This is a genomic window from Halomonas sp. IOP_31, from assembly GCF_021151495.1.
Taxonomy (GTDB): domain Bacteria; phylum Pseudomonadota; class Gammaproteobacteria; order Pseudomonadales; family Halomonadaceae; genus Modicisalibacter; species Modicisalibacter zincidurans.
The window spans coordinates 188959-211986 of record NZ_JAIRBP010000001.1 but is presented as its reverse complement, the minus strand read 5'-3'; the positions used below and the strand labels follow the sequence as shown (position 1 = coordinate 211986).

At 63.7% G+C, this 23028-nt stretch carries 25 protein-coding genes; 17 read left to right on the top strand and 8 right to left on the bottom strand.

Going from position 1 to position 23028, the window contains the following annotated elements; translation table 11 throughout:
• Window positions 1–9 precede the first annotated feature (9 nt).
• A complete protein-coding gene (galE, locus tag K7I12_RS01155; RefSeq protein ID WP_231662713.1) occupies window positions 10–1029 on the top strand; it encodes a UDP-glucose 4-epimerase GalE in 1020 nt (339 codons plus the stop codon).
• A gap of 54 nt (window positions 1030–1083) precedes the next feature.
• On the opposite strand, the gene K7I12_RS01150 is transcribed toward galE, so the two are convergent.
• Window positions 1084–2142, bottom strand: coding sequence for a Leu/Phe/Val dehydrogenase (locus tag K7I12_RS01150; protein WP_231662712.1), 1059 nt, complete (start codon window positions 2140–2142; stop codon window positions 1084–1086).
• A gap of 236 nt (window positions 2143–2378) precedes the next feature.
• Here K7I12_RS01150 and K7I12_RS01145 point away from each other — a divergent pair, with 236 nt between their 5' ends.
• Window positions 2379–2654: an acylphosphatase gene (locus tag K7I12_RS01145; protein WP_231662711.1), complete on the top strand. Its 276-nt coding sequence runs from the start codon at window positions 2379–2381 to the stop codon at window positions 2652–2654.
• A 7-nt stretch (window positions 2655–2661) separates the two neighbouring features.
• Here K7I12_RS01145 and K7I12_RS01140 read toward each other — a convergent pair whose 3' ends face one another.
• The 3 genes from K7I12_RS01140 to K7I12_RS01130 all read right to left on the bottom strand — a co-directional run bounded on the left by K7I12_RS01140 (window position 2662) and on the right by K7I12_RS01130 (window position 5696).
• A complete protein-coding gene (locus tag K7I12_RS01140; protein WP_231662710.1) occupies window positions 2662–3603 on the bottom strand; it encodes a nucleoside hydrolase in 942 nt (313 codons plus the stop codon).
• 45 nt (window positions 3604–3648) lie between these two features.
• Window positions 3649–4569 (bottom strand): ribokinase, encoded by a 921-nt coding sequence (locus tag K7I12_RS01135; RefSeq protein ID WP_231662709.1) that lies wholly within the window; start codon window positions 4567–4569, stop codon window positions 3649–3651.
• A 188-nt stretch (window positions 4570–4757) separates the two neighbouring features.
• Window positions 4758–5696 carry a D-2-hydroxyacid dehydrogenase gene (locus K7I12_RS01130; RefSeq protein ID WP_231662708.1) on the bottom strand — a complete coding sequence of 313 codons (939 nt, stop codon included), beginning with the start codon at window positions 5694–5696 and terminating at the stop codon, window positions 4758–4760.
• A 220-nt stretch (window positions 5697–5916) separates the two neighbouring features.
• Here K7I12_RS01130 and K7I12_RS01125 point away from each other — a divergent pair, with 220 nt between their 5' ends.
• From K7I12_RS01125 to K7I12_RS01070, 12 genes are all read left to right on the top strand, one after another.
• Window positions 5917–6207: an FmdB family zinc ribbon protein gene (locus K7I12_RS01125; RefSeq protein ID WP_031383490.1), complete on the top strand. Its 291-nt coding sequence runs from the start codon at window positions 5917–5919 to the stop codon at window positions 6205–6207.
• Between the two features lie 59 nt (window positions 6208–6266).
• Entirely contained in the window at window positions 6267–8048 is a 1782-nt protein-coding gene (gene aspS / locus K7I12_RS01120; protein ID WP_031383491.1) for an aspartate--tRNA ligase, read from the top strand.
• A 143-nt stretch (window positions 8049–8191) separates the two neighbouring features.
• Window positions 8192–8731: a crossover junction endodeoxyribonuclease RuvC gene (gene ruvC / locus K7I12_RS01115; protein WP_231662707.1), complete on the top strand. Its 540-nt coding sequence runs from the start codon at window positions 8192–8194 to the stop codon at window positions 8729–8731.
• A 78-nt stretch (window positions 8732–8809) separates the two neighbouring features.
• Window positions 8810–9415 carry a Holliday junction branch migration protein RuvA gene (gene ruvA, locus K7I12_RS01110; protein WP_231662705.1) on the top strand — a complete coding sequence of 202 codons (606 nt, stop codon included), beginning with the start codon at window positions 8810–8812 and terminating at the stop codon, window positions 9413–9415.
• Window positions 9416–9421: 6 nt separating this feature from the next.
• Window positions 9422–10459, top strand: a complete 1038-nt coding sequence (gene ruvB / locus K7I12_RS01105) for a Holliday junction branch migration DNA helicase RuvB (RefSeq protein ID WP_035575211.1) — start codon at window positions 9422–9424, stop codon at window positions 10457–10459.
• A 183-nt stretch (window positions 10460–10642) separates the two neighbouring features.
• Window positions 10643–11332 carry a protein TolQ gene (tolQ, locus tag K7I12_RS01100; RefSeq protein WP_231662703.1) on the top strand — a complete coding sequence of 230 codons (690 nt, stop codon included), beginning with the start codon at window positions 10643–10645 and terminating at the stop codon, window positions 11330–11332.
• 15 nt (window positions 11333–11347) lie between these two features.
• Complete coding sequence (gene tolR / locus K7I12_RS01095; protein ID WP_231662812.1) at window positions 11348–11788, top strand: protein TolR; 441 nt, start codon at window positions 11348–11350, stop codon at window positions 11786–11788.
• A gap of 9 nt (window positions 11789–11797) precedes the next feature.
• The gene (gene tolA, locus K7I12_RS01090) at window positions 11798–12889 is read left to right on the top strand and encodes a cell envelope integrity protein TolA (RefSeq protein ID WP_231662701.1); all 1092 of its coding nucleotides are present in this window, start codon (window positions 11798–11800) and stop codon (window positions 12887–12889) included.
• On the top strand, window positions 12886–14169 hold the full coding sequence (gene tolB, locus K7I12_RS01085; RefSeq protein WP_231662699.1) for a Tol-Pal system beta propeller repeat protein TolB: 1284 nt from the start codon (window positions 12886–12888) through the stop codon (window positions 14167–14169). The genes tolA and tolB overlap by 4 nt, the downstream gene beginning before the upstream one ends.
• Before the next feature lie 54 nt (window positions 14170–14223).
• Window positions 14224–14760, top strand: a complete 537-nt coding sequence (gene pal / locus K7I12_RS01080; protein ID WP_231662697.1) for a peptidoglycan-associated lipoprotein Pal — start codon at window positions 14224–14226, stop codon at window positions 14758–14760.
• Window positions 14761–14778: 18 nt separating this feature from the next.
• Window positions 14779–15552, top strand: coding sequence for a tol-pal system protein YbgF (gene ybgF, locus K7I12_RS01075; RefSeq protein WP_231662696.1), 774 nt, complete (start codon window positions 14779–14781; stop codon window positions 15550–15552).
• Window positions 15553–15571: 19 nt separating this feature from the next.
• Window positions 15572–16333 carry a YciK family oxidoreductase gene (locus tag K7I12_RS01070; RefSeq protein WP_231662695.1) on the top strand — a complete coding sequence of 254 codons (762 nt, stop codon included), beginning with the start codon at window positions 15572–15574 and terminating at the stop codon, window positions 16331–16333.
• 52 nt (window positions 16334–16385) lie between these two features.
• Here K7I12_RS01070 and K7I12_RS01065 read toward each other — a convergent pair whose 3' ends face one another.
• Together K7I12_RS01065 and ubiG are read right to left on the bottom strand one after the other, a co-directional pair.
• Window positions 16386–17060 (bottom strand): HAD-IA family hydrolase, encoded by a 675-nt coding sequence (locus tag K7I12_RS01065; RefSeq protein WP_031383502.1) that lies wholly within the window; start codon window positions 17058–17060, stop codon window positions 16386–16388.
• Window positions 17057–17788, bottom strand: a complete 732-nt coding sequence (gene ubiG / locus K7I12_RS01060; RefSeq protein ID WP_031383503.1) for a bifunctional 2-polyprenyl-6-hydroxyphenol methylase/3-demethylubiquinol 3-O-methyltransferase UbiG — start codon at window positions 17786–17788, stop codon at window positions 17057–17059. Before ubiG ends, K7I12_RS01065 begins: the two co-directional genes overlap by 4 nt.
• 294 nt (window positions 17789–18082) lie before the next feature.
• On the opposite strand from ubiG, the gene galU reads away from it, so the two are divergent.
• Together galU and K7I12_RS01050 are read left to right on the top strand one after the other, a co-directional pair.
• The gene (gene galU / locus K7I12_RS01055; RefSeq protein WP_031383504.1) at window positions 18083–18973 is read left to right on the top strand and encodes a UTP--glucose-1-phosphate uridylyltransferase GalU; all 891 of its coding nucleotides are present in this window, start codon (window positions 18083–18085) and stop codon (window positions 18971–18973) included.
• A 5-nt stretch (window positions 18974–18978) separates the two neighbouring features.
• On the top strand, window positions 18979–20274 hold the full coding sequence (locus K7I12_RS01050) for a nucleotide sugar dehydrogenase (RefSeq protein ID WP_231662694.1): 1296 nt from the start codon (window positions 18979–18981) through the stop codon (window positions 20272–20274).
• 104 nt (window positions 20275–20378) lie between these two features.
• Here K7I12_RS01050 and K7I12_RS01045 read toward each other — a convergent pair whose 3' ends face one another.
• Both K7I12_RS01045 and K7I12_RS01040 read right to left on the bottom strand, forming a co-directional pair.
• Entirely contained in the window at window positions 20379–20687 is a 309-nt protein-coding gene (locus K7I12_RS01045) for a hypothetical protein (protein ID WP_031383506.1), read from the bottom strand.
• Window positions 20688–20847: 160 nt separating this feature from the next.
• Window positions 20848–21039: a hypothetical protein gene (locus K7I12_RS01040; protein ID WP_031383507.1), complete on the bottom strand. Its 192-nt coding sequence runs from the start codon at window positions 21037–21039 to the stop codon at window positions 20848–20850.
• Window positions 21040–21251: 212 nt separating this feature from the next.
• On the opposite strand from K7I12_RS01040, the gene dauA reads away from it, so the two are divergent.
• Window positions 21252–23024, top strand: a complete 1773-nt coding sequence (gene dauA, locus K7I12_RS01035; RefSeq protein ID WP_031383508.1) for a C4-dicarboxylic acid transporter DauA — start codon at window positions 21252–21254, stop codon at window positions 23022–23024.
• The last annotated feature ends 4 nt before the right edge of the window (window positions 23025–23028 follow it).

Here is a 23028-nt window from a genome sequence, read left to right as displayed (position 1 = left end):
AGTTGGACAATGAAGATTCTGGTGACTGGTGGTGCCGGCTATATTGGTTCCCATGCCGTACTGGCCCTGCTCGAAGCAGGGCACCGAGTGGTAGTGGTCGATAGTCTGGTCAATTCCTCACGGGAGGCGCTTAGACGCGTGGAGCGTCTGAGCGGCTGCAAGCTTGTCTTTGTGCAGGGGGATATCCGCGACCGCGCGCTGCTGGGCGATCTGTTTGCGACGCACGGCATCGAGGCCGTGATGCACTTTGCTGGCCTGAAGGCAGTGGGAGAGAGTGTCTTCAAGCCACTGGACTACTATGCGAGCAATGTCAGCGGGAGTATCACGCTGTGTCGGGCGATGGCGGCGGCCGGCGTGTTTCGGCTGGCCTTCAGTTCCTCGGCGACGGTCTACGGTGAGCCGCATGACACTCCAATACGTGAGGATTTTCCCACCGGCATGCCGGCCAATCCGTATGGCCGTTCCAAATTGATGGTCGAAGAGGTTCTCGAGGATGTCGCGCATAGCGATGCGCGCTGGTCGATCGCCGTGCTGCGCTACTTCAACCCCGTCGGGGCCCACGAGAGTGGCGAGATCGGTGAGGACCCGCGAGACATCCCCAACAACCTTTTGCCCTATATCGCGCAGGTGGCCATTGGCAGACGTGAAAGGCTCACCGTCTTCGGCGACGATTACGCAACGCCGGACGGTACCGGCGTGCGCGATTATATCCATGTCGTCGATCTGGCCGAGGGGCACCTCAAGGCGCTGAATCTATTGCAGCGCCAGAGCGGCATTCATGTCTGGAACTTGGGCGCGGGTCGAGGCTATTCCGTGCTTGAAATGATCAAGGCCTTCGAGAAGGCCAGCGAGCGGTCGGTCGCTTATGCCATCGGGCCGCGCCGCGATGGCGACATTGCCGCTTGCTGGGCCGACCCGGCAAAGGCGCGGGAAGAGCTCGGCTGGCATGCGCAGCGCGGGCTGGACGCGATGATGGCCGATACATGGCGTTGGCAGTCACGCCATCCGGACGGCTATCGTGACGCCTGATTCGGCTCCGTCGATGCCCATCGCTGGATGGGCATCGCGTTTCGTCGCGGGCCGCTAGGTTGCCTGAATGCGGCGCTTGACGAACCGTTCCTCGGCCAGGCGATCGGCGATCGCAACGGGTGGCAGGCCTTCGCGGCCGGCACGCTCGAGTATCGTTTCAAGGGTGCGTTCGATGCCGGCGATATGCGCCATGACCCGTCGACGGTCGTAGTCGGCGCGGCGTTGCCAGGCGACTTCGATGACCCCGCCGGCATTGGCGACATAATCCGGTACGTAGACGATGCCACGCGCATGCAATTGCTCGGCGCAGGCCGGTTCGGCGAGCTGGTCGTTGGCGGCGCCGACGACGATGCACGTCTGCAAGCGCCGGCAGACCTCGGCGTTGAGGACATCGCCCATCGCGCAAGGCGCGAAGATATCCGCGTCGACATCGAAGATCGCCTTGGGCGCGACGACGCGGGCGTCGACGTGCCGGGCCAGGCTGTTGACGGCGTGGCTGTCGACGTCACTGAGCACCAGTCGCGCTCCGGCCTCATGAAGATAGCGGGCGAGCCGGGCGCCGACGTGGCCAACGCCCTGAATCGCCACCTGCACACCGCGCAGCTCCTCCTTCCCCAGCGCATGGCGGACCGCGCCGCGCATGGCGTTGTAGACGCCCCAGGCTGTGAAGGGTGACGGGTCGCCGCCCGCGCCGGCGGGATTTCTGAGCCCCATGACATGGGGGGTGACCCGTGCCAGTGCCTGCATGTCCGCCGCATTGCTGCCGAGATCCTCGGCAGCGATATAGCGGCCGTTAAGCGAATCGATAAGATGGCCCATGGCTTCGAGCAACGCCGGCGTCTTGTCGTAGCGCGGATCGGCGATGATCACCGCCTTGCCGCCGCCGTGAGATAGATCGGCCAGCGCCGACTTGAAGGTCATGGTTCGCGATGATCTCAGGACATTGCCGAGCGCCTGGGCGTCGTTGCGGTAAGGATGTATCTGCAGGCCGCCGAGCGCCGGGCCTAGGTAGCTGTTGTGAATGGCGATAATGGCCTTGAGTCCGCTGAGCGGGTCGTGGGCGAAGACGACCTGCTCATGGTCGCGGAATTCGGCATGGTCAAAGATCGACATTATTGTTGTTCCTCTCTTATGGAGGTTCCGCCCGGGGCCGGCAAAGCAAGGAGTCGACTTTCCACCCGCCCGTTCTCACTCAAGCCTAGGGCAGTGTTGGCCTGTTGTCCCGGTTTGGGGCGACGGTGGCGTTGGTGTTACAACTATCGGCTATTACGTACAGTGCCGATGCCGGACCTCGACAGCAAGCCGAAGCAGGAAGCAACGCCAAGACAAGCCGGACACAGGAGCCTTCAATGGATTCAAAGTGTTGTGTAAAGGCCTTGGTCAATGGCCAGGTACAGGGGGTGAGCTATCGTGCGGCGGTCCAGGAACGCGCGCTCACCTCGAACGTGACGGGCTATGCCCAGAATCTGCCCGACGGTCGGGTCGAAGTGCTGCTGTGTGGCGATCGCGCGGCGGTCAACGCGCTCACCGAATGGCTCTGGCAGGGGCCACCGGCAGCGCGGGTGACCCATGTCGAATTGCAGGGCGTGGAGTGGCGCGATCGCACCAGTTTCGTGACCCGCTAGCGGCGTCTCAACTCAGGGTCTCGACGATCCACTCGACGACTGCCGGGCCGTTGGCATTCAGACACACCTGGACCTGCGGCGTGCGCGACCAATGCTCGGCGATGAACGGGCGATTCGCCGGCGCGAAGATCGTCTGGCCTTCGGCGTCGCCTTCGGTAACGACCGTGAGATGTCCATCGACCGCGGTGAACAGTTCGGGCTTCATCAGCCAGGCCAGTGCGCAGCTGTCGTGCGGGCAGCAGCCGTCGATGCCCAGCGCCTGCTGGTAGAACGCCTTGTAGAACTCGTAGCTGCCGGCGAGGACCTCACCGAGCTTGCCTTGACCGGCGGCGATCCGCGCCATCGCCGCGGGGTCGAGCACGCAGCGATGCGTCGCATCCAGTCCTACCAGCGTCAACGGCCAGCCGGCGGTCAGCACGCGCTGGCCGGCATGAGGATCGTTGAACAGGTTGGCTTCGGCGACCGGCGTGACGTTGCCGCCTTCACGGATCGAGCCGCCCATCACCACTACCCGCCTGACACGTTCGACGATGCTCGGGTCGAGTTGCAGAGCCACGGCCAGGTTGCCCAGTGGGCCCACCGCGACCAGGGTGATCTCGCCGGGGCGCGCATTGACCTGGTCGACGATGAACTGCGCCGCGCTGACGGTTTCGGCGCGGCCCCGGACTTCGGGCAGGTCGATATTGCCCAGGCCGTTGTTGCCGTGGATATGAGTGGGCGGCGGGAAGCGCGTCTTGACCAGGGGGGCGGCCGCGCCCTGGGCTACCGGGATGCGCTGCCCGGCCAGTTCGGCAAGCAGCAAGGCGTTATGGGTCGCCGTGGTGACGTCGACATTGCCGTAGGTGGTGGTCATCCCGAGGAGTTCGATATCCGGATGGGCGAGGGCGATGGCGATCGCCTGGGCGTCGTCGACTCCCGGGTCGGTATCGAAGATGATCGGTGTCGGCATGTGAGAATCCTTTGGTTGAATTGTCGCGGTGCGTGTAGTTGCTACTCAGCCGGCGTCGATCGCCAGCTTTTGCCAGTGGCTGGCCGCTTCCATGACCTCGCTGAGCACGGGAATGCTCGGCGCGGCGCCCTCACGCTGCACGCACAGCGCCGAGGCGGCGCTGGCCAGCCGCAACGCGGCACGAGTGTCGTGAGCGTGCTGAAGAGCGGCCATGTAATAGCCGATGAAGGTGTCACCGGCCGCGGTGGTGTCGCGCGCCGCGACCCTGTGCGCCGCGAGCCTCAGACGCTGGCTGCCGCTCTGATAGCAGACCCCGTCGCCGCCCAGCGTGAGCACTATTTCGCTGCCCGGCAACTTGCGCGAAAGCGCATCGAGCAGCCGCTCGATCTCATCGTGTTCGTCGAGTTCGACCAGTGCTGCCGCTTCGCCGCGATTGAGGAATAAAAGCCGGCAATGCTCGAGGGGCAGGCGCAGCACATTGGCGGCCATGGGGGCGGGGTTGAAGGTGAGTTGCATGCCCTTGTCGGCCGCGCTGGCCATCAGTTTGCCGAGCGCGTTGCACTCGTTCTGCAGCAGCAGCCAGTCGCCTTCGGTGGCCGTGACGAGCAGGGCCGTGTGCTGGGCATCGGTAAAGCCATGATTGGCTCCGGGATGGAGGATGATCGAGTTCTCGCCGTGGTCGTCGACCTGGATCAGCGCATGGCCACTGGGTTCGCCGCTCAATTCGATAGACGCGGTGTCGACGCCGGCCGAAGAGAGCGTTTCCAGGGCCCAGCGGTCGGCCCGGCCGAGCCGCCCCCAGTGGGTGACGTTACCGCCGGCGCGGGCCACGGCGAGCGACTGGTTGGCGCCCTTGCCACCCAGCACCTGGCGATAGCCATGGCTGGCCAGGGTTTCCCCCGGGCGAACCAGATGGGGGACGCGATAGACATGGTCGATATTGATCGAGCCATAGTTGTAGAGCATGGGTCCTCCAGATAAGACCAAGCGTACGGTGACGGTATGGCGGCGACATGCCTGGTAGCTGCACAAAGACCGGAGCCTGGCCTGCCGATGTGACCAAAGTATTGGCATTCGTTTCGGGGGATGCAACCGTAGTATTTATACCGTTATCTTAAATTTACTAAAATACTACATAAGCTTTTCTTCACTTTCTAAACTTTAGTTTTCCAACGCTTCAGATTATCGACCGTGAGCTTGACGACATTGGCTCGAGCCTCGGGACTGATCCAGGCATTGTGCGGAGTGACGATCAGGTTGAGGGGCTCGTCAAGCGCATCGAGCAGGGGATGGCCATCGCGCGGAGGTTCAAAAGGCAGTACATCGACTGCCAGCCCGCCGAGCCGACCGGCCCGCAGCGCCTCGAGGGCGGCATGCTCGTCGATGACACCGCCGCGCGCGCAGTTGATCAGTAGTGTTTCGGGCTTACAACGCGCCAGCATCGGCGCGTCGATCAAGTGCCGGGTGGCCTCGGTCAGCGGACAGTGCAGGCTGATGATGTCGGCGCTGCCGGCCAGCTCGGCGAGCGATGGCCGTGCATCCTCGGCCTCGTTGCCGGGACGGGCGGTGAATATCGCCTCGACGCCGAAGGCTTCGGCGAGCCTGGCCACGGCCTGGCCGAGTTCGCCGCTGCCCACGATCACCAGGCGCTTGCCGGCAAGTTGCAGAGTGGAGTGACCGAGCAGGCAGAAAAACGGGCTGCGCTGCCATTCACCGGCGGCGACATCTCGCTGATAGCGGGGCAGGCGGTTGGCCAGGGCCAGCATCAGCATCAACGTGTGCTGAGCCACGCTGGCGGTGCCGTAGGCGCTGACGTTGCGAACGGTGATACCCTGACGCTCGGCGGCCGCCATGTCGATGTTGTTGGTGCCCGTGGCCAGCACACAGATCAGCCTGAGATCGGGCAGGGCGGCCAGCAACTCGGCATCGAGCACCACCTTGTTGACGAGTGCCACTTCGGCCCCGGCAAGCCGTGACTGGCGCTGTTCGAGGAGCGTGGTCGCGTGGACCTCGAGGCTGTCGACCTCGCGTCGAATCGGTTCCAGGTCGATGTCATCGCCTAATGTGGCGGCATCCAGAATCACGGCTTTCATGGTGGCTCCTTGAACGGGAAAAGAAAGTGACCAGCGCTGGATGCGGAAAGCGACAAGTGTGCCCGGAAGTCGACAACTTGCCCGCGAGGGGCCGCAACACGCTATAATATGCGGCTTTCATGGCAGGCTTGGAAAGCGCGTCGCGTGACCGCATATCGTTATCGCCGCAGATTGCCCGGATGCCTGCGGACGCCGTTTAAGTCACAGAGTGATAAAAACCATGCCCATCTATGAATACGAGTGCAAGGCTTGTGGCCATCGTCTGGAAAAGCTCCAGAAAGTCAGCGCACCACCGCTGTACGAATGCCCGGCGTGCCAGACTGACGCGCTGTCGCGATTGATTTCGGCGGCCGGCTTCCGGCTCGCCGGGGGCGGCTGGTACGAAACGGACTTCAAGGCGAGCGGCACCAAGCGCAATCTGGCCGGAGACGGCAGCAACACGGCGCCCGCCAGTGGCGACAAGCCCGCGTCGGCTTCGGCGCCAGCCCCCGACGCCAAGGCGTCCGCCTGATACCGCTGCCGGCGCGGGCCGGCAGCGTTCACCTTTTAAGCAACGAGACAGGATGTGACATGCGCAGCCATTATTGCGGCCAGTTGAACGAGACCCTGGTGGGTCAGGAGGTCACGCTTTGCGGATGGGTGCATCGTCGCCGTGACCACGGGGGCGTCATTTTCCTCGACATGCGCGATCGCGACGGCATCGCTCAGGTCGTGGTCGACCCCGACACCCAGGACGCGTTCGCCACCGCCGATCGTGCGCGCAGCGAGTTCGTGCTGCGCATTCGCGGTCGCATCCGGTTGCGCCCCGAGGGCACCCAGAATCCCAACATGCCCACCGGCATGATCGAAGTGCTGGCCAAGGACGTCGAGGTCCTGAACAGTGCGGCCACGCCGCCGTTCCAGCTCGACGAGCACGGCAAGGTCGGCGAGGAGGTACGTCTCAAGCATCGCTATATCGACCTGCGTCGCCCCGAGATGATCGACAAGCTGCGGCTGCGCTCGCGGATCACCCATAGCGTGCGCGCCTACCTGGAGAGCCAGGGCTTTTTGGATATCGAGACGCCGATCCTGACCCGCGCCACCCCGGAAGGCGCCCGCGATTACCTGGTGCCCAGCCGTACCCACGAGGGGCATTTCTTCGCCTTGCCGCAGTCGCCGCAACTGTTCAAACAGTTGCTGATGGTGGCCGGACTGGATCGCTACTACCAGATCGCCAAGTGCTTTCGTGACGAGGATCTGCGCGCCGACCGCCAGCCGGAATTCACCCAGATCGATCTCGAGGCCTCGTTCGTCGACGAAGATGCGATCATGGGTATCACCGAGCGAATGATCCGCCAGTTGTTCCAGGAAGTGCTCGAGGTCGAGCTGGCCGAGTTCCCACGCATGCCCTATGCCGAGGCGATTCAGCGTTACGGCTCCGACAAGCCGGACTTGCGCATTCCGCTGGAACTGGTCGACGTCGACGATTTGATGAAGGACGTCGACTTCAAGGTGTTCTCGGGCCCGGCCAACGCCGACGACGGCCGCGTCGCGGCGCTCAAGGTCAGCGGCGGCGCCAGGCTGAGCCGCAAGGAGATCGACGAGTACACGCGTTTCGTCGGCATCTACGGCGCCAAGGGGCTGGCCTGGATCAAGGTCAACGAACGCGCCAAGGGGCTCGAGGGGCTGCAGTCGCCGATCGTCAAGTTCATGGACGGCATCGTCGAGGCGCTGCTGAACCGGCTGGGTGCCGAGGACGGCGACATCATCTTCTTCGGCGCCGACAAGACGCGCATCGTCAACGAGGCGATCGGTGCGCTGCGCGTGCGCCTGGGCGAGGATCTCGATCTGTATACCCGCGCCTGGGCGCCGCTGTGGGTGGTCGACTTTCCGATGTTCGAGGCCGACGATGCCGGGCGACTGTCGGCACTGCACCATCCGTTCACCGCGCCGTCGTGCAGCCCGGAAGCGCTCAAGGATGACCCGGCCAATGCCCTGTCGCGGGCCTATGACATGGTGCTCAACGGCACCGAGCTCGGCGGCGGCTCGATCCGTATTCACGATCAGGGCATGCAGCGCACGGTATTCGAGGTGCTGGGCATCGGTGAGGCCGAAGCCGAGGAAAAGTTCGGCTTCCTGCTCGACGCGCTGCGCTTCGGCGCGCCGCCGCACGGCGGTCTGGCTTTCGGTCTCGACCGCCTGGTGATGCTGATGACCGGGGCGCGGACCATCCGCGAGGTGATCGCCTTCCCCAAGACCCAGAGCGCTGCGGACCTGATGACCGACGCCCCCGGCGAAGTCAGCGCCGAGCAGCTCAAGGATCTCAATATCCGCCTGCGCCAGAAGGCCAGGGTAACGGCCGGCGACGAGTGATCGGCACCTGGCGCCGTTGCCTCAGGTGAACGGAATGATCCGGCTTTCAATGAATCGGCGGCGCTCTCGGCGCCGCCGGTTTTGCTGAACGGGGAAGCTTGCATGACTTTCATCGACGCGTCCCGGCGAATCGGGGAGGCCGCTTGATCATCCTGGGCATCGACCCCGGCTCGCGGATCACCGGCTACGGGGTGCTCGACGTCAGCGCGCTGCGTCCGCGCTACATCGCCAGCGGCTGCATCCGCATCCGCGCCGATGACCTGGCTCAGAAGCTGGCCCAGGTCTACGCCGGGGTCGCCGAACTGATCATCCAGTATCGCCCCGGGGAAGTGGCCATCGAGCAGGTGTTCATGGCGCGCAACCCGGATTCGGCGCTCAAGCTGGGCCAGGCCCGGGGCACGGCGATCGTCTGCGCCGCCAATCATGGCCTGCCGGTACACGAATACGCGGCGCGCCAGATCAAGCAGTCGGTGACCGGCACCGGCGCCGCCGACAAGACCCAGGTGCAGCACATGGTCACCGCGCTGCTGTCGCTCAACGCGCGACCAGCGGCGGATGCCGCCGATGCGCTGGCGATTGCACTCACCCATGCCCACGCTCGCACCGGGTTGCTCGGCCACAAGGAGAGTCGGCGACGACGCTCGCGGGGCGCGGGTTGGCGCGACTTTCGGCCCGAATCCTGACCCCGCGAGGTGGGTGCTGGTCAGTCGAACGGGTGATGAGTATAGTGACTACCCAGTCAGCCCGAGGAACGCAACTGCATGATTGGACGCCTGCGCGGCACCTTGCTGGAAAAACAGCCCCCATGGCTGGTGATCGACGTCGGCGGCGTCGGCTACGAGCTTGAAGCCTCGATGAACACGCTGCTGGCCCTGCCCGGTATCGGCGAAACCGTGCAGCTGTATACTCATCTGAGTATTCGCGACGACGCGCATCTGCTCTATGGCTTCATCCGCGAAGCCGAGCGCGCGCTATTTCGAGCGTTGATTCGGGTCAATGGCGTGGGCCCCAAGCTGGCCCTGGCGATTCTCTCGGGAATGGAACAGGAGCAGTTCATTCGCTGCGTCATGGACAGCGACGTCAAGGCCCTGACGCGGCTGCCGGGGGTGGGGCGCAAGACCGCCGAGCGATTGATCGTCGAAATGCACGATCGTTTTCCGCACTGGGCTGCAGCGCCGGACGCTGGCCAGGCAGTCGCGCCGGCTTCGACGGCGCGCGGCCACGATCCGCTGGTCGATGCCGAAGCGGCGCTGGTGACGCTTGGCTACAAGCCCACCGAGGCCGCACGCATGCTCAGCGGGCATGAGGCAGGACTGTCCACCGAGGCGCTGATCAAGGCCGCACTCACTCGCAAGCTGGCAGGGTAGCGACGCATGATCGAAAGTGACCGACTGATCGCCGCCGAGCCGCAGCAGGCCGAGGTGCACCATGATCATGCGATCCGTCCCAAGACCCTGGCCGATTACATCGGCCAGCCGCGGGTCCGCGAGCAGTTGGATATCTTCATCACCGCGGCGCGGGGGCGCGGCGACAGTCTCGATCATACGCTGGTGTTCGGCCCTCCGGGGCTCGGCAAGACCACGCTCGCCAACATCATCGCCGCCGAGATGGATGTCGACATCAAGTCGACCTCGGGCCCGGTGCTCGAGCGAGCCGGCGATCTGGCGGCGATGCTGACCAATCTGCAGCCGGGCGACGTATTGTTCATCGACGAGATCCACCGTCTGCCGGCCGCGGTGGAGGAAGTGCTGTATCCGGCCATGGAGGATTTTCAGCTCGACATCATGATTGGCGAGGGGCCCGCGGCGCGCTCGATCAAGCTCGACCTGCCGCGCTTCACGCTGGTCGGCGCGACCACTCGTGCAGGGCTGCTGACCTCGCCGTTGCGCGATCGCTTCGGGATCGTCCAGCGCCTCGAGTTCTATGCGGTCGACGAGCTCACCGAGATCGTCACACGCTCGGCGCGGCTGCTGGGTGTCGGGGCCGAGGCTGCGGGGGCCGCCGAAGTGGCGCGCCGGGCCCGCGGCACGCCGCGCATCGCCAATCGCCTGCTGCGCCGGGTCCGCGACTATGCCGAGGTGCGCGCCGATGGCCGGCTGACCAAGGCCATCGCCGACCAGGCGCTCAACATGTTGCACGTCGACAGTCATGGCCTCGACCATATGGATCGCCGATTGCTGCTGGCGATGATCGAGAAGTTCGACGGCGGGCCGGTGGGTGTCGATAGCCTGGCGGCGGCGATCAGCGAGGAACGCGACACCATCGAGGACGTGATCGAGCCCTATCTGATCCAACAGGGTTTCATGCTGCGTACCGCGCGGGGACGCATGGTCACTCGTCAGGCCTACCTGCATTTCGGCTTCGCCGCCGGCGACGCCACGCCCCAAACCAGTGGCGAGGGGCGGCCATGAGCGGTTTCGCGATTCCCGTGCGGGTCTAGAGGTGCACAAAAAGTGAGCGCAGCAAAGGAACCCTTGTGCGAAGCCAGCGTCGATATCGCCTGTGTCGATGCCCAGCGGCTTCGCCCAATACGCTGGCCGGCGGCAATCGCCTCGGCTCTGAACGGATAATCTGAACCACTGACGAGGACACCCGTGAACGAATCCCTGTCCATTCCCTCCCTGGTCATGAACGCGAGCTTGGTGGTGCAACTGGTGATGCTGTTGCTGACCATGGCTTCCATCGCCTCCTGGGTGGTGATCTTCCAGCGCAGTTTCGTGCTGCGCCGGGCGCACAAGGCGCACCGCACGTTCGAGGATCGTTTCTGGTCGGGAGTCGATCTCAACGAACTCTACCGCGAGACGCCGGCCGAGCAGGACGTGTTCGGCGCCGAGCACATCTTTCGTTCGGGCTTTCGCGAGTTCAACCGGCTGTTGCCCAAGACCCGCAGCAACCAGGCGATCCTCGACGGCGTGCAGCGTGCCATGCGCGTGGCCTGGTCCCGCGAGGAAGAGCGTCTCAACCAGCACCTGACCTTCCTTGCCACGGTCGCTTCGTCGAGCCCTTACATCGGCTTGTTCGGCACCGTCTGGGGCATCATGGGCTCGTTCATGAGCCTCTCCATGGCCCAGCAGGCGACCCTGTCGACCGTCGCGCCGTGGATCGCCGAGGCGCTCATAGCCACCGCCATGGGGCTATTCGCGGCTATTCCCGCGGTGATCTTCTATAACCGGCTGTCCGCGCAGTCCAACCGCCTGCTCGGTCAGTACGAGGATTTCGCCGAGGAGTTCCACTCCATCTTGCACCGCAACCTGCAAGGGCGCGGTGATCGGGAAGCAGCCTGAGGAGGCGCCTTTATGATGCATGGCCCCTTCAATCGTGGCCCTCATCGCAAGCCGATGGGCGAGATCAACGTCGTGCCGTTCATCGACGTCATGCTGGTATTGTTGGTGATCTTCATGATCACCGCACCGATGATGACCCAGGGCGTGCAGGTCGAATTGCCCAAGGTCGCCTCCAAGCCCATCGACACGCCCGAGGACAGCGAGCCGTTGATCGCCTCGATCAACAGCGATGGCGACTACTTCCTCTCCATCGGCGATGGCGAGACGCCGCTGAGCCTCGACGAGATCAGCAACAAGGTCATCGCGGTGCTGCAGCGCAAGCCGCAGACGCCGGTGATGGTCAAGGGCGATCGCAATGTGCCCTATGGTCAGGTCGTGACCCTGATGAGCACCCTGCAGGACGCGGGCGTGCCCAATGTCGGCTTGATTTCCGACCCGCCTTCCCGGGAGCAGTGAGGACGCACGATGGCGAAACAGGAAAGGCGGGTCGGCTACGGACTCCCCGTGGTGCTGGCGGTAGGCCTGCACGTCGGGATAGTGCTATTGAGCGTGCTACGCTGGCCGGTCAGCGAGCCCGAACAAACGTCCTCGGCGATCGTCCAAGCGACGCTGGTGAGCGCTGAAACGGCGACCGACCGGGCGCAGCGGGCCAAGGCAGCCCAGGCCCGCGCCGCCGAGCGTCAGGCCGAAGAGCAGCAGGAACCGCAACAGGCCGAGCAGCAGCAACAAGCGCAACAGCAGGACGAACAGCAACGTCAGGCCGAAGCGCAGGCGCGCAAGCGGCGTGAGGCCGAGCAGCAGGCATTGCAGGAAGCCCGAAGACAGGCTGAACAGGAAGCTCAGCGGCGCGCCGATCAAGCCGAACAGCAAGCGGCCGAGCGCAAGGCGCAGGCCGAGGCCGAGGAAGCCCGCAAGCAGGCCGCGGCCGAGGAGGCCCGCAAGCAGGCCGCGGCCGAGAAGCAGCGCAAGGCTGAAGAAGCCCGCAAGCAGGCCGCGGCCGAGAAGCAGCGCAAGACTGAAGAAGCCCGCAAGCAGGCCGCGGCCGAGAAGCAGCGCAAGGCTGAAGAAGCCCGCAAGCAGGCCGCGGCCGAGAAGCAGCGCAAGGCTGAAGAAGCCCGCAAGCAGGCCGCGGCCGAGAAGCAGCGCAAGGCCGAGGAGGCCCGCAAGCAGGCCGAGGCCGCTCAGCGTGCCTCGGAACAGGCCCTGGCGAGTTCGATAGCCGGCGAAGAGCAGGCCATCGCCAATGCCAGACAGGCGGCCCAAGCGGCGAACGGTTTCAAGAACCTGGTCAAGCGGGCGGTCGAGCAGGCCTGGATCATTCCGTCCGGGGCCACCAATCAGATGCGTGCCGTGGTCAGCCTCAAGTTGCTGCCGACCGGTGAGCTGGTCAATGCTTCGATTCGCAGCAGCAGTGGCAACGCCAGCTTTGATCGCTCGGTCCTTCAGGCCGTCGAACGCGCCGCGCCGTTTCGTGAAATGCGCGAGCTGCCAGCCGCCGCGCAGCGGCAATTTCGTGAATTCAACCTGGATTTCAATCCCAAGGATATGCGCCGATGAAACGACTAGCTCCGTTCCTGCTCGGCTGGCTGATGCTGCTGTTCAGCAACCTGGCCAGCGCGGAACTGACCATCGAGATCACCAAGGGCAGCGATGAGGCGATTCCCATCGCCGTCGTGCCCTTCGCTGGGCAGCAGTTGCCCGAAGACATCGCTCAGATCGTCAGCGACGACCTGAAACGCAGCGGTCAGTTCGATCCGCTATCGCGCAGCACGCTGATCGCCTCGCCGACCGCCAGCGATGAAGTTCGCTATCGCGACTGGCGTGCCGTCGACAGTAACTACCTGGTGGTCGGTCAGGTCAGCCAGACCGAGCAGGGCTATCGTATCCAGTTCGAGCTGATGGACATCTACGGCGAGCGGCGCATGCTCGGCGAGGCCGTCAACGTCAGTGCCAACCAGTTGCGTTCCGGCGCACATTACATCAGTGACAAGGTTTACGAGGCGATCACCGGGGTGCGTGGCGCATTCTCGACGCGTATCGCCTACGTTACCGCCCAGGGTGCCATCGACAATCGTCGTTTCGCGCTGAACGTCGCCGATGCAGACGGTCGCAACAGCCAGCAGATTCTGACCTCGCGTGAGCCGATCATGTCGCCGGCCTGGTCGCCGGATGGCAACAAGCTCGCCTACGTATCCTTCGAATCGGGCAACTCGGCGATCTACATCCAAAATCTGGCGACCAGCCAACGCGTCCAGGTCACCGCGTTTTCGGGTATCAACAGCGCGCCGGCGTGGTCGCCGGATGGCCGCAAGTTGGCAATGTCGTTATCGAAGGATGGCCAGCCGGAAATCTATGTCATGGACATCGGCTCGCGCAGTTTCCAGCGTCTGACCCGCAATGAGGCGATCGATACCGAGCCTTCCTGGGCGCCGGACGGCAACAGTCTGGTATTCACATCGGATCGCAGTGGTGGCCCGCAGCTGTATAGCTACTCGCTGGGGAGTGGCGAAAGCCAGCGACTGACCTTTACCGGCAATTACAATTCACGCGGGCGCTACTCGCCGGATGGCGAAACTCTGTTTATGATCCATCGTGGCAACAAGGGCTTCAGCGTTGCCAAGCAGGATCTGAGCAACGATCGACTGACGATACTGAGCGACTCGCAGTGGGCCGAGTCACCCAGTGTTGCGCCGAACGGGAGCATGGTAATCTTCGCCACCCAGCAGGGGAACAGCGGGGTGCTGAGCGTGGTGTCGGCCGATGGCAATGCCTCGTACCGCCTGCCCTCAGCCGAAGGCGATGTGCGGGAGCCCGCGTGGTCGCCGTTCTTGAACTAAGCCCGAACCTACAGTAACAACTGTGACATTCGAATTTTGAGCAAGGAGTTGACAATGAAGTTTAAATCGTACGCCAAGAGCCTGGCCGTCGCTGCGTCCCTCGCTGTCATGGCTGGCTGTGCCAGCACGGGCGGCACTGAGGACGGCAGCATGGATGGCACCACGTCCGGCGGCCAGGGGCAGAGCGGCGTGACCACCGGTCAGGGCGTGACCACCGGCCAGCCCAGCGGTTCACAGGTAGGTGCCGGCCAGCGCGCGGCGATACCCGATGTGCGCACCATCTATTTCGACTACGACAAGGACACCATTCGCCCCGAGTTCGAGTCCGTACTCAATGAACATGCCGAGTATCTGCGCAACAACCCCAATGTCCAAGTCGTCCTGCAGGGCTACGCCGACGAGCGCGGCACCCGTGAGTACAACCTGGGCCTGGGCGAGCGTCGTGCGCAGTCGGTGGAGCGTTACCTGAGCGTTCAAGGCGTATCGTCATCGCAGATTGATGTCGTCAGCTACGGTGAAGAGCGCCCGGCCGTGGAAGGCCACTCCGAACAGGCCTACGCGAAGAATCGTCGCGTGGTCATCGCTTACTAAGCTCCGGCGGAGTCAAGCATGAAACACAGTCTGAAAGGACTGTGCGGCGCGGGGGCCCTGGTGCTCCCGCTGTCCGTATGGGCCGCTCCCGTGGTCGAAGATCTCTCGGCCAACCAGCAGAACAACCTTTACCAGCAGACCCAGGCTCGTCCTGAGGCTAGTGGAAACTTGGTCCTGTTCAACCAGTTGCAAGACAATCAGCGTCAGATTAAAGAATTGCGCGGGCAGATCGAAGAGTTGCGCTACCAGCTCGAGCAGCAGAAGACCCTGGCGCAGGAACGCTATCTGGAGCTGGAACAACGTATCAATGATCTTGCCGCCGCGCCTGGCGCTGGCAATGCCGCCCAGGGCGACGGGGCCGCCAGCTCGGCCGAGCAGGGCGACGATGGCGATCCGGCGGTCATGGCCGCCGGCCAGGAAGATCGCCAGGCGTACCGTGCAGCCTTCCAGAAGGTTCAGGATCGCGATTTCGATGCCGCGCTCACCGCGTTCGAGACCTTCGTCAAGAACTATCCCGATTCGCCACTGCGCGCCAACGGCTATTATTGGCTGGGAGAGCTCTACTCGGCACGTTCCGAGCTGGAGCCGGCAGCCCAGGCGTTCACGACCGTGATCGAGGACTACCCGCAAAGCAACAAGCTCCCCGATGCGCTCTACAAGCTCGGGCTGCTCAAGGCGCGCCAGGGCCAGCCGGATGCCAGCAAGCAACTGCTGAATCGGGTCCAGCAGGAGTATCCGGATAGCAATGCGGCCAGCATGGCCGGCGATTTCCTCAACCAGTCCGGGCTGTGACCGGCAACGAGGAGTCATGATGAGTTGCAAGATCGATTACCAGGCTCCCGCGGAGCTGTTGGCGGGGCGGGTGATCCTGGTAACCGGCGCCGGTGAAGGCATTGGCCGCGCCGCTGCCAAGTGCTATGCCCGCCATGGCGCCACGGTGATATTGCTGGGCCGCACGACCGCCAAGCTCGAGACCGTCTACGATGAGATCGAGGCCGAGGGCGGACCCCAGCCGGCGATTTTCCCGCTCAATTTCGAGGGCGCCACGCTCAAGGATTATCAGGACATGGCGGCCACGCTGGGCAAGGAGTTCGCTTGCCTGGACGGCATTCTGCACAATGCCGGCCTGCTGGGACGGATCACGCCGTTCGAGCAGTACGATCCCGCGCTGTGGGAACAGGTCATGCAGGTCAATATCAACGGACCTGTCTGGATGACCCAGGCGTTGCTGCCGCTGCTCAAGGCATCCGCAGCCGCCTCGGTGATCTTCACGTCGTCCAGCGTAGGCCGCAAGGGGCGAGCGTTCTGGGGCGCCTATGCGGTCTCCAAGTTCGCTACCGAGGGGGTCGTCCAGGTGCTCGCCGACGAGCTGGAGAGCCTTTCTTCGGTGCGCGTCAACAGTCTCAACCCCGGCGCCACGCGGACGCGGATGCGCCAGGCCGCCTTTCCCGGCGAAGACCCGGCGACGCTGCGCAGCGCCGAGGAGATCATGCCGACCTATCTATGGCTGATGGGCGACGACAGTCAGGGCCATACCGGCGAGCGCTTCGACGCCCAGCCGGCACGCAACTAGCTTGTCGGTCGGCAATCGTCGCTGGTTTTAATTGCTGTTCGCTGAGCCGCGCTCAGCGAGGCGAACCGACCAGATCGATCAGTGCGGCGGTAAGCTCCTGAGGGTGCTCGAACCAGCGATCCGCCCGCCAGCTGTGCCGATCCTCGGCTTCGTCGATATAGCCATAGCCGACCGCGATCGCGACCATGCCGGCGGCCTGGGCGGCCTGCATGTCGCGAACATGATCGCCGATGTACCAACACTGCTCGGCACTCAGCCCCAGGCGCTGAGCCGCCGCCCACAGCGGCTCCGGAGCGGGCTTTCTCACCGGCAGGTCATCGACGCACAGCAATGCCCCCGGCGTGAGGCCCAGCGCCTCGATCAGCGGCGCGGCATACGCACGCGGCTTGTTGGTGACGATGCCCCAGGCCCGCGGCGGTTGCGACCAGGTTGCCAACAACGGCTCCAGCCCCGGGAACAGCCGGCTCTCGGCGGCAACGTCGCGGGCGTAGCTGTCGAGCAGGAAAGCGCGTGCCGTGGCGTGTTCGGGGTGCGTGGCCTCGAGCCCCAGCGCCAGCGTCACCAGCGCGCTACCGCCGTTGGAAACCTGGGCGCGGATGACCTCGAAGGGCAGCGCGTCGAGACCGTGGTGCGCGCGCAGGGCATTGGTCGCACGGGCCAGATCCGGCGCGGTGTCGACCAGCGTGCCGTCAAGATCGAACAGCAGGCCAAGCGGCGCATGGCTCACGGCGCCTCCATCGAGCAATGCATCATGTAGTTGACCGAGACATCGCGCGGCGCCAGGCGGTAGGTGCGGGTCAGCGGGTTGTAAGTCAGCCCGCTCTGTTCGCGCACGCGCAGGCCAGTGGCCCGGCACCAGGTGGAAAGCTCCGAGGGGCGAATGAACTTGCGATAATCGTGGGTGCCGCGCGGCAGCAGGCTGAGCACGTATTCCGCGCCGATGATGGCCAAGGCATAGGCCTTGGGGTTGCGGTTGATGGTCGAGAAGAACACATGGCCGCCGGGGCGTACCAGCGTTGCGCAGGCGCGCACCACCGCGGCGGGATCGGGGACGTGTTCGAGCATTTCCAGGCAGGTGACGACGTCGAATTCGCCGGGTTGCTCGTCGGCCATCTCTTCGGCGCTGACCTGGCGATAGTCGAGCGTCACGCCGCTCTCCTGCTGATGCAGGCGGGCGACTTCCAGCGGCGTCGCGCCCAGGTCGATGCCGGTCACCTTGGCGCCGCGGTGGGCCATGGCTTCACTCAGGATGCCGCCGCCGCAGCCTACGTCGAGCACGCGCTTGCCGGCGAGCCCGGCACGGGCGTCGATGAAATCCAGACGCAGCGGGTTGATCTCGTGAAGCGGCTTGAATTCGCTGTCAGGGTCCCACCAGCGACTCGCCAGGGCCTCGAACTTGGCGATCTCGCTGGGGTCGACGTTGCCGCGCTGGGTATCGCGTGCTGCCGGGTTCATTGCGCCTCTCCCTGTCGGCGGGTATGAAACATGGCCCGCTGACGAGCCGCGGCCATGTGCTTGAGTTGCTGTATGATGCTCGCATTCTACTCTTTCTCGACAGGCTGTGGGCAAAGATGCCACCGTAGCACCGGCCAGCCCGGGCCGTGAGGGCCATGTCGAGTGACCCAGGTCGAGAGCGCCGTGCCGGTTGACGATGCGCTCACCGCAGCTACTGCACTTGACCATGGCGGGGCTCGCTTCGGCGCCTCTCTATGGCATACTTATTGTTACATTCATGTAGGAGGGACCCCCATGATTCGTAAGGCCGTACTACCCGTTGCCGGTCTTGGCACCCGTTGTCTGCCGGCTTCCAAGGCCATCCCCAAGGAAATGATCACCATCGTCGACAAGCCGGTGATCCAGTATGTGGTCGAAGAGGCGGTGGCCGCCGGGATCAAGGAGATCGTGCTGGTCACGCACTCCAGCAAGGGCGCCATCGAGAATCACTTCGACAAGCATTTCGAACTCGAGACGATGCTCGAGGCCAAGGGCAAGGACGAGCTGCTCGCCGAGGTGCGCAAGATCATCCCCGACGACGTCAGCATCATTGCAGTGCGCCAGCCCGAAGCGCTGGGTCTCGGCCATGCGGTGCTCTGCGCACGCTCGGTGATCGGCGAGGACGAGCCCTTTGCGGTGCTGCTGCCCGACGTGCTGGTCGATGACGAAGGTCTGCCGCGCAATGATCTGGCGGGAATGATCGACGCCTACCAGCGCACCGGCGATGCTCAGATCATGGTCGAGAACGTGCCCCGGGACATGGTCAACAAGTACGGCATCGTCGCCCTCGAGGGCGATGTCCCCGAGCCCGGCAACAGCGCCTTGATCAGCGACATGGTCGAGAAGCCCAAGGTCGAGGAAGCGCCCTCGACGCTGGCGGTCATCGGGCGTTACCTGCTGCCCGGCGCAATCTTCGAGCTGCTCGCCAGGACCAAGCCCGGTGCCGGCAACGAGATCCAGTTGACCGATGCCATCGACGCGCTGCGCGCACAGCAGGGCGTGGCCGCCTACCGCATGCAGGGCGAGACCTACGATTGCGGTCACCAGTTGGGCTATCTGGAAGCCACGTTGGCCTTCGGCAAGCGCCATCCCAAGTTCGGCGAAGGCTTCAATGCCTTGCTCAAGCGTTACGCCAACGAGGGGTAAGGCCGATGCGAATCATCGTACATGGCAGTGAGCTGTCCGCGGCGACCGCCGCTGCTGCGCTGGCCTCGGTCGGCCACCGAGTCGACTGGTATCCGCATCCCGAAACGAGCTGGACCCAGCTCGCCGCGGCCGATTGGCTAAGCGGCGAACCGTTCGTCGCCGCCGAACTGACGACAAGCCGCGAGTCGGGGGCCTTGCGCATTCACGATATGCCGAGCGCTTTCGATGCTCAGCCGGAGGCGGATATCGTCTGGCTGGCTCTGGCGCCGGACCAGCGCGATGCCGCCGAGCAGTTCGTCGATGCCATCGCCGGCGTGCAGCGTTCGCCTTTGGTGGTGGTCAACAACTCGACGTTCCCGGTGGGCCAGACCGAGGCGCTGGAAGCACTGCTGCGGCATGCCTCGCAGGTGGCCGTGGTGCTGCCGGACATGCTCGAGGAAGGGCGTGCCTGGCAGGTGTTCACACGGCCCGCGCGGTGGCTGTTGGGCTGCGAGGATGACTGGGCGGCCGACCAGGTTCGTGAAACATTGCGCGCCTTCAATCGCCGCGCCGAGGTCTTCCAGCGCATGCCGCGCCGCGCCGCCGAGCTGACCAAACTGGCGATCAACGGCATGCTGGCGACGCGCATCAGCTACATGAACGAAGTCGCCGGACTGGCCGACTCGCTGGGTGTCGACGTCGAGCACGTGCGCCAGGGCATGGGCGCAGACACCCGTATCGGCTACGAGTATCTGTATCCGGGAATCGGCTTCGGCGGACCCAACTTCTCCCGCGACCTGATGCGCCTGGCCGATGTCCAGCACCAGACCGGACGTGAATCGCAGTTGCTCGAGCAGGTGCTCGACATCAACGAGAGCAAGAAGGAGACCCTGTTCCGCAAGTTGTGGAATCATTTTCACGGCAAGCTGGAAGGGCGCACGGTGGCCATCTGGGGCGCCGCCTTCAAGCCCGGCACCACGCGCATCGACCATGCCCCGGTGTTGACGCTGTTGCGCGCGCTATGGGCCCAGGGCGTTCATGTCCGCCTGCATGACCCGGCCGCACTACCGGCGCTGCGCAAGGAACTGGGCGATCATCCACTGCTCAGCCTGCACGAGGATGACCCTTACGCCGCCTGCGAGGGCGCCGACGCCTTGATGCTGGTCACCGAGTGGAAGTGCTACTGGAACCCGGATTGGCGGCGTCTTGCCGAGACGCTCGGCGAGCGACTGATCCTCGACGGTCGCAATATCTACGATCCGGTCTATGTCGCGGCGCGCGGGCTGGTCTACCGGGGTATTGGGCGTCGCGCCGATCCCTGACGCTCCGGTTTCGCGTCGTTAGGGATCAACGCCCCGCTCGAAAGCGGGGCGTTGTCGTTACAGGTCGGCGTGCATTGAGGGGGCGGTTGTCGGTCGGCAAGGTTTCAGTCAGAGAGGCCTGCGCAGTTGTCGCGGTACTGTGGGGAGTCGGTGCCCAGCGTCAGGCTCTGGAGGGCGCTGTTGTAATAGAAGCGATCGGACTCGGCGCTTGGGAGCGTATAGTCGCCGCACACCCCATAGCCCTTGTTGACCCGCGTCAGGTTGGAAATCTCGGCCGGTGCCTGGCTGTCGAGACGTTCAGCTATGGTCGCGGCGATGCGGGCATCACGCTGGGCCTCAGTGTAAGCCTGGCCGCCGAAGATCAGGCCGGCAACGGTGAGAATGGCGACGACGGGAATCCATAGGTTATGCATGGCGGGTCCGTTGGTGATTATAAGGCGCACGAGGCCGACAGCAAAATTGCCGGCCTGAGATACATTGATGAGTTGCCATCTGACGCCTCATGGCGCTGACCACTGATCGCTGATGAATGTCGACACGCAGCCATGCAGCGTTGCATGAAATGGCGCCGGATCAGCCTTGCGTGTTTTTTTCATCGTCGGTCACCTGTGTTTCGTACTCCACACCGTGCTTATGAAGATAATCGCGTATCAGCTGCCTCACGACTTGCGAAGGAGTCAGATCTTGTAACGCGCATAGCTGCTCAAAAGCTTGTTTCTTTCGGGGGTCTATGAGCAGCGTGAGTCGAGCAGTTTTCTTTTCCATTGCTAGTCCCTCATGACATTGACATTAACATTAAATGTTAATGTCATGGCTTCCATAGCGCAATGCTTTGCACGTCCCGTACAGGCATCATGGCCTACAGTTGCTCTCAATTATAATAGCATGTTAATGTAATTAACATGATTTCTGCTCCCTACGCCAAATGCCTCGGTCGATGCTGCCATGGCGAGGGCGCCTTGCAGCGAGGGCATCGTATGTCGCGCCAAGGGTTTTCAGTTAACCTGCCCCGCGTCTCCACGGGTCTGAGCGCCGCGTGGCGGGAGGGGTACGGGCTCACGGATTTACGCAAGGACGTGATGGCTGGCCTCACCATCGGTACCGTGGCCGTGCCACTGTCGATGGCGTTGGCGATCGCGACGGGCGTTCCGCCTCAGCAGGGTCTCTACACGGCGATTGTGGCTGGGGCCATCATCGCGTTGACTGGCGGTGCTCGCTTCAATGTTTCAGGCCCGACAGCCGCTTTTGTCGTTATCCTGTTTCCGATTGTTCAGCAGTACGGTCTGGGTGGCTTGCTTATCGCCTCGATGATGGCCGGCATCATTCTGGTGGCCTTGGGCGTTGCCCGCATGGGGCGCCTGATCGAGTTCGTGCCTTACCCCGTGGTTCTGGGCTTCACGGCGGGGATTGCAGTGGTCATCGCGGTACTACAGATTCCCGATTTTCTGGGGCTGAGCGTCGGGCAACTCGGGGAGCATTTTGTCGAAAACTTGGGCCGTATCGTCACATCACTGCCCACTCTCAATCCTCTCGAATTCGGCATTGGGGCATTTGCTCTGATTGTCATGTTGTTGTGGCCTCGATTGCACATTCCCATTCCCGCCCCCCTTGTCGGGCTAATCGTTGGGGCTATCGCTGCTTACGGTGCCAATCAGTGGCTAGGTAGCACGGGGGCGCCTGCCGTTGAGACGATAGCCTCTCGTTTTACCTGGGAGGCCAATGGCGAAACGGGTACCGGTATTCCCCCTATAGCGCCTTCGTTCATGGCTCCTTGGCTATTACCGGGGCCCAATGGAGAGCCCCTTGAACTGAATTTCGAACTGATTCGCGCTCTGCTGGGGCCTGCCTTCGCCATTGCCATGCTCGGCGCCATCGAGTCACTGCTGTGCGCAGTGGTATCGGATGGCCTGACAAAGACCAAGCATGACCCCAACGCCGAGCTGATTGGTCAAGGGTTGGGCAACATCATTGCGCCACTCTTTGGCGGCATCACGGCCACGGCGGCAATTGCCCGGACAGCAACCAACATCCGCAGCGGCGCTCGATCCCCCATCGCGGCAGTGGTGCACTCCGTGGTGGTGCTGTTGGCGGTTATCGCGCTCGCTGGATTGCTGGGCCTCGTGCCCATGGCTGCCCTCGCGGCGCTGCTGTTCATCATTGCCTGGAACATGAGCGAAGCGCGTCATTTCCTGCATACCTTGCGCTCGGCGCCTCCCGGAGACGTGGCCATTCTTGTCATCTGCTTCGGCCTGACCGTTGTGTTTGACATGGTTCTGGCCGTCGCTGTCGGCATGGGGCTGGCAGCGGCACTGTTCATTCGGCGCATGAGCTTGCTGACTACAACCGATCGCATCGAGATCGAGAATCACCCAACTATCAAAGGGCTGCCTCCAGAAGTGGCGGTTTACGAAATCAACGGCCCCCTGTTCTTCGGGGTGGCCGAGAAAGCCCTCACATCCCTTCATCTGGTCGATCGTCACGTCCAGATCGTCCTGCTAGATATGCGCAAGGTGCCCAGCATGGATGGCACGGCCATCGTGGCACTCCAGTCGCTGATCGACGAAATGCATCGCGAGGGAATAGCGCTAATTCTGATGGGACTGCCTGCGCGAATTATCGTCAAACTGCGTCGTGCAGGCATCCGAAAGGACAGAGGAGCGCTGACTTACTGCAAAGACTTGCAGCGGGCCAAGGCCGTCGCGCTGCGTTGGCATCATGAGCGAAACGAGATGGATCGCAACCAACAATAAGGTA

Excerpts from the sequence above, each read along its gene's own strand:
- galE (WP_231662713.1), top strand. The coding sequence starts at position 10 with ATGAAGATTCTGGTGACTGGTGGTGCCGGCTATATTGGTTCCCATGCC.
- K7I12_RS01150 (WP_231662712.1), bottom strand. The coding sequence starts at position 2,142 with ATGTCGATCTTTGACCATGCCGAATTCCGCGACCATGAGCAGGTCGTC.
- K7I12_RS01145 (WP_231662711.1), top strand. The coding sequence starts at position 2,379 with ATGGATTCAAAGTGTTGTGTAAAGGCCTTGGTCAATGGCCAGGTACAG.
- K7I12_RS01140 (WP_231662710.1), bottom strand. The coding sequence starts at position 3,603 with ATGCCGACACCGATCATCTTCGATACCGACCCGGGAGTCGACGACGCC.
- K7I12_RS01135 (WP_231662709.1), bottom strand. The coding sequence starts at position 4,569 with ATGCTCTACAACTATGGCTCGATCAATATCGACCATGTCTATCGCGTC.
- K7I12_RS01130 (WP_231662708.1), bottom strand. The coding sequence starts at position 5,696 with ATGAAAGCCGTGATTCTGGATGCCGCCACATTAGGCGATGACATCGAC.
- K7I12_RS01125 (WP_031383490.1), top strand. The coding sequence starts at position 5,917 with ATGCCCATCTATGAATACGAGTGCAAGGCTTGTGGCCATCGTCTGGAA.
- aspS (WP_031383491.1), top strand. The coding sequence starts at position 6,267 with ATGCGCAGCCATTATTGCGGCCAGTTGAACGAGACCCTGGTGGGTCAG.
- ruvA (WP_231662705.1), top strand. The coding sequence starts at position 8,810 with ATGATTGGACGCCTGCGCGGCACCTTGCTGGAAAAACAGCCCCCATGG.
- ruvB (WP_035575211.1), top strand. The coding sequence starts at position 9,422 with ATGATCGAAAGTGACCGACTGATCGCCGCCGAGCCGCAGCAGGCCGAG.
- tolR (WP_231662812.1), top strand. The coding sequence starts at position 11,348 with ATGCATGGCCCCTTCAATCGTGGCCCTCATCGCAAGCCGATGGGCGAG.
- tolA (WP_231662701.1), top strand. The coding sequence starts at position 11,798 with ATGGCGAAACAGGAAAGGCGGGTCGGCTACGGACTCCCCGTGGTGCTG.
- tolB (WP_231662699.1), top strand. The coding sequence starts at position 12,886 with ATGAAACGACTAGCTCCGTTCCTGCTCGGCTGGCTGATGCTGCTGTTC.
- pal (WP_231662697.1), top strand. The coding sequence starts at position 14,224 with ATGAAGTTTAAATCGTACGCCAAGAGCCTGGCCGTCGCTGCGTCCCTC.
- ybgF (WP_231662696.1), top strand. The coding sequence starts at position 14,779 with ATGAAACACAGTCTGAAAGGACTGTGCGGCGCGGGGGCCCTGGTGCTC.
- K7I12_RS01070 (WP_231662695.1), top strand. The coding sequence starts at position 15,572 with ATGAGTTGCAAGATCGATTACCAGGCTCCCGCGGAGCTGTTGGCGGGG.
- ubiG (WP_031383503.1), bottom strand. The coding sequence starts at position 17,788 with ATGAACCCGGCAGCACGCGATACCCAGCGCGGCAACGTCGACCCCAGC.
- galU (WP_031383504.1), top strand. The coding sequence starts at position 18,083 with ATGATTCGTAAGGCCGTACTACCCGTTGCCGGTCTTGGCACCCGTTGT.
- K7I12_RS01050 (WP_231662694.1), top strand. The coding sequence starts at position 18,979 with ATGCGAATCATCGTACATGGCAGTGAGCTGTCCGCGGCGACCGCCGCT.
- K7I12_RS01045 (WP_031383506.1), bottom strand. The coding sequence starts at position 20,687 with ATGCATAACCTATGGATTCCCGTCGTCGCCATTCTCACCGTTGCCGGC.
- K7I12_RS01040 (WP_031383507.1), bottom strand. The coding sequence starts at position 21,039 with ATGGAAAAGAAAACTGCTCGACTCACGCTGCTCATAGACCCCCGAAAG.
- dauA (WP_031383508.1), top strand. The coding sequence starts at position 21,252 with ATGTCGCGCCAAGGGTTTTCAGTTAACCTGCCCCGCGTCTCCACGGGT.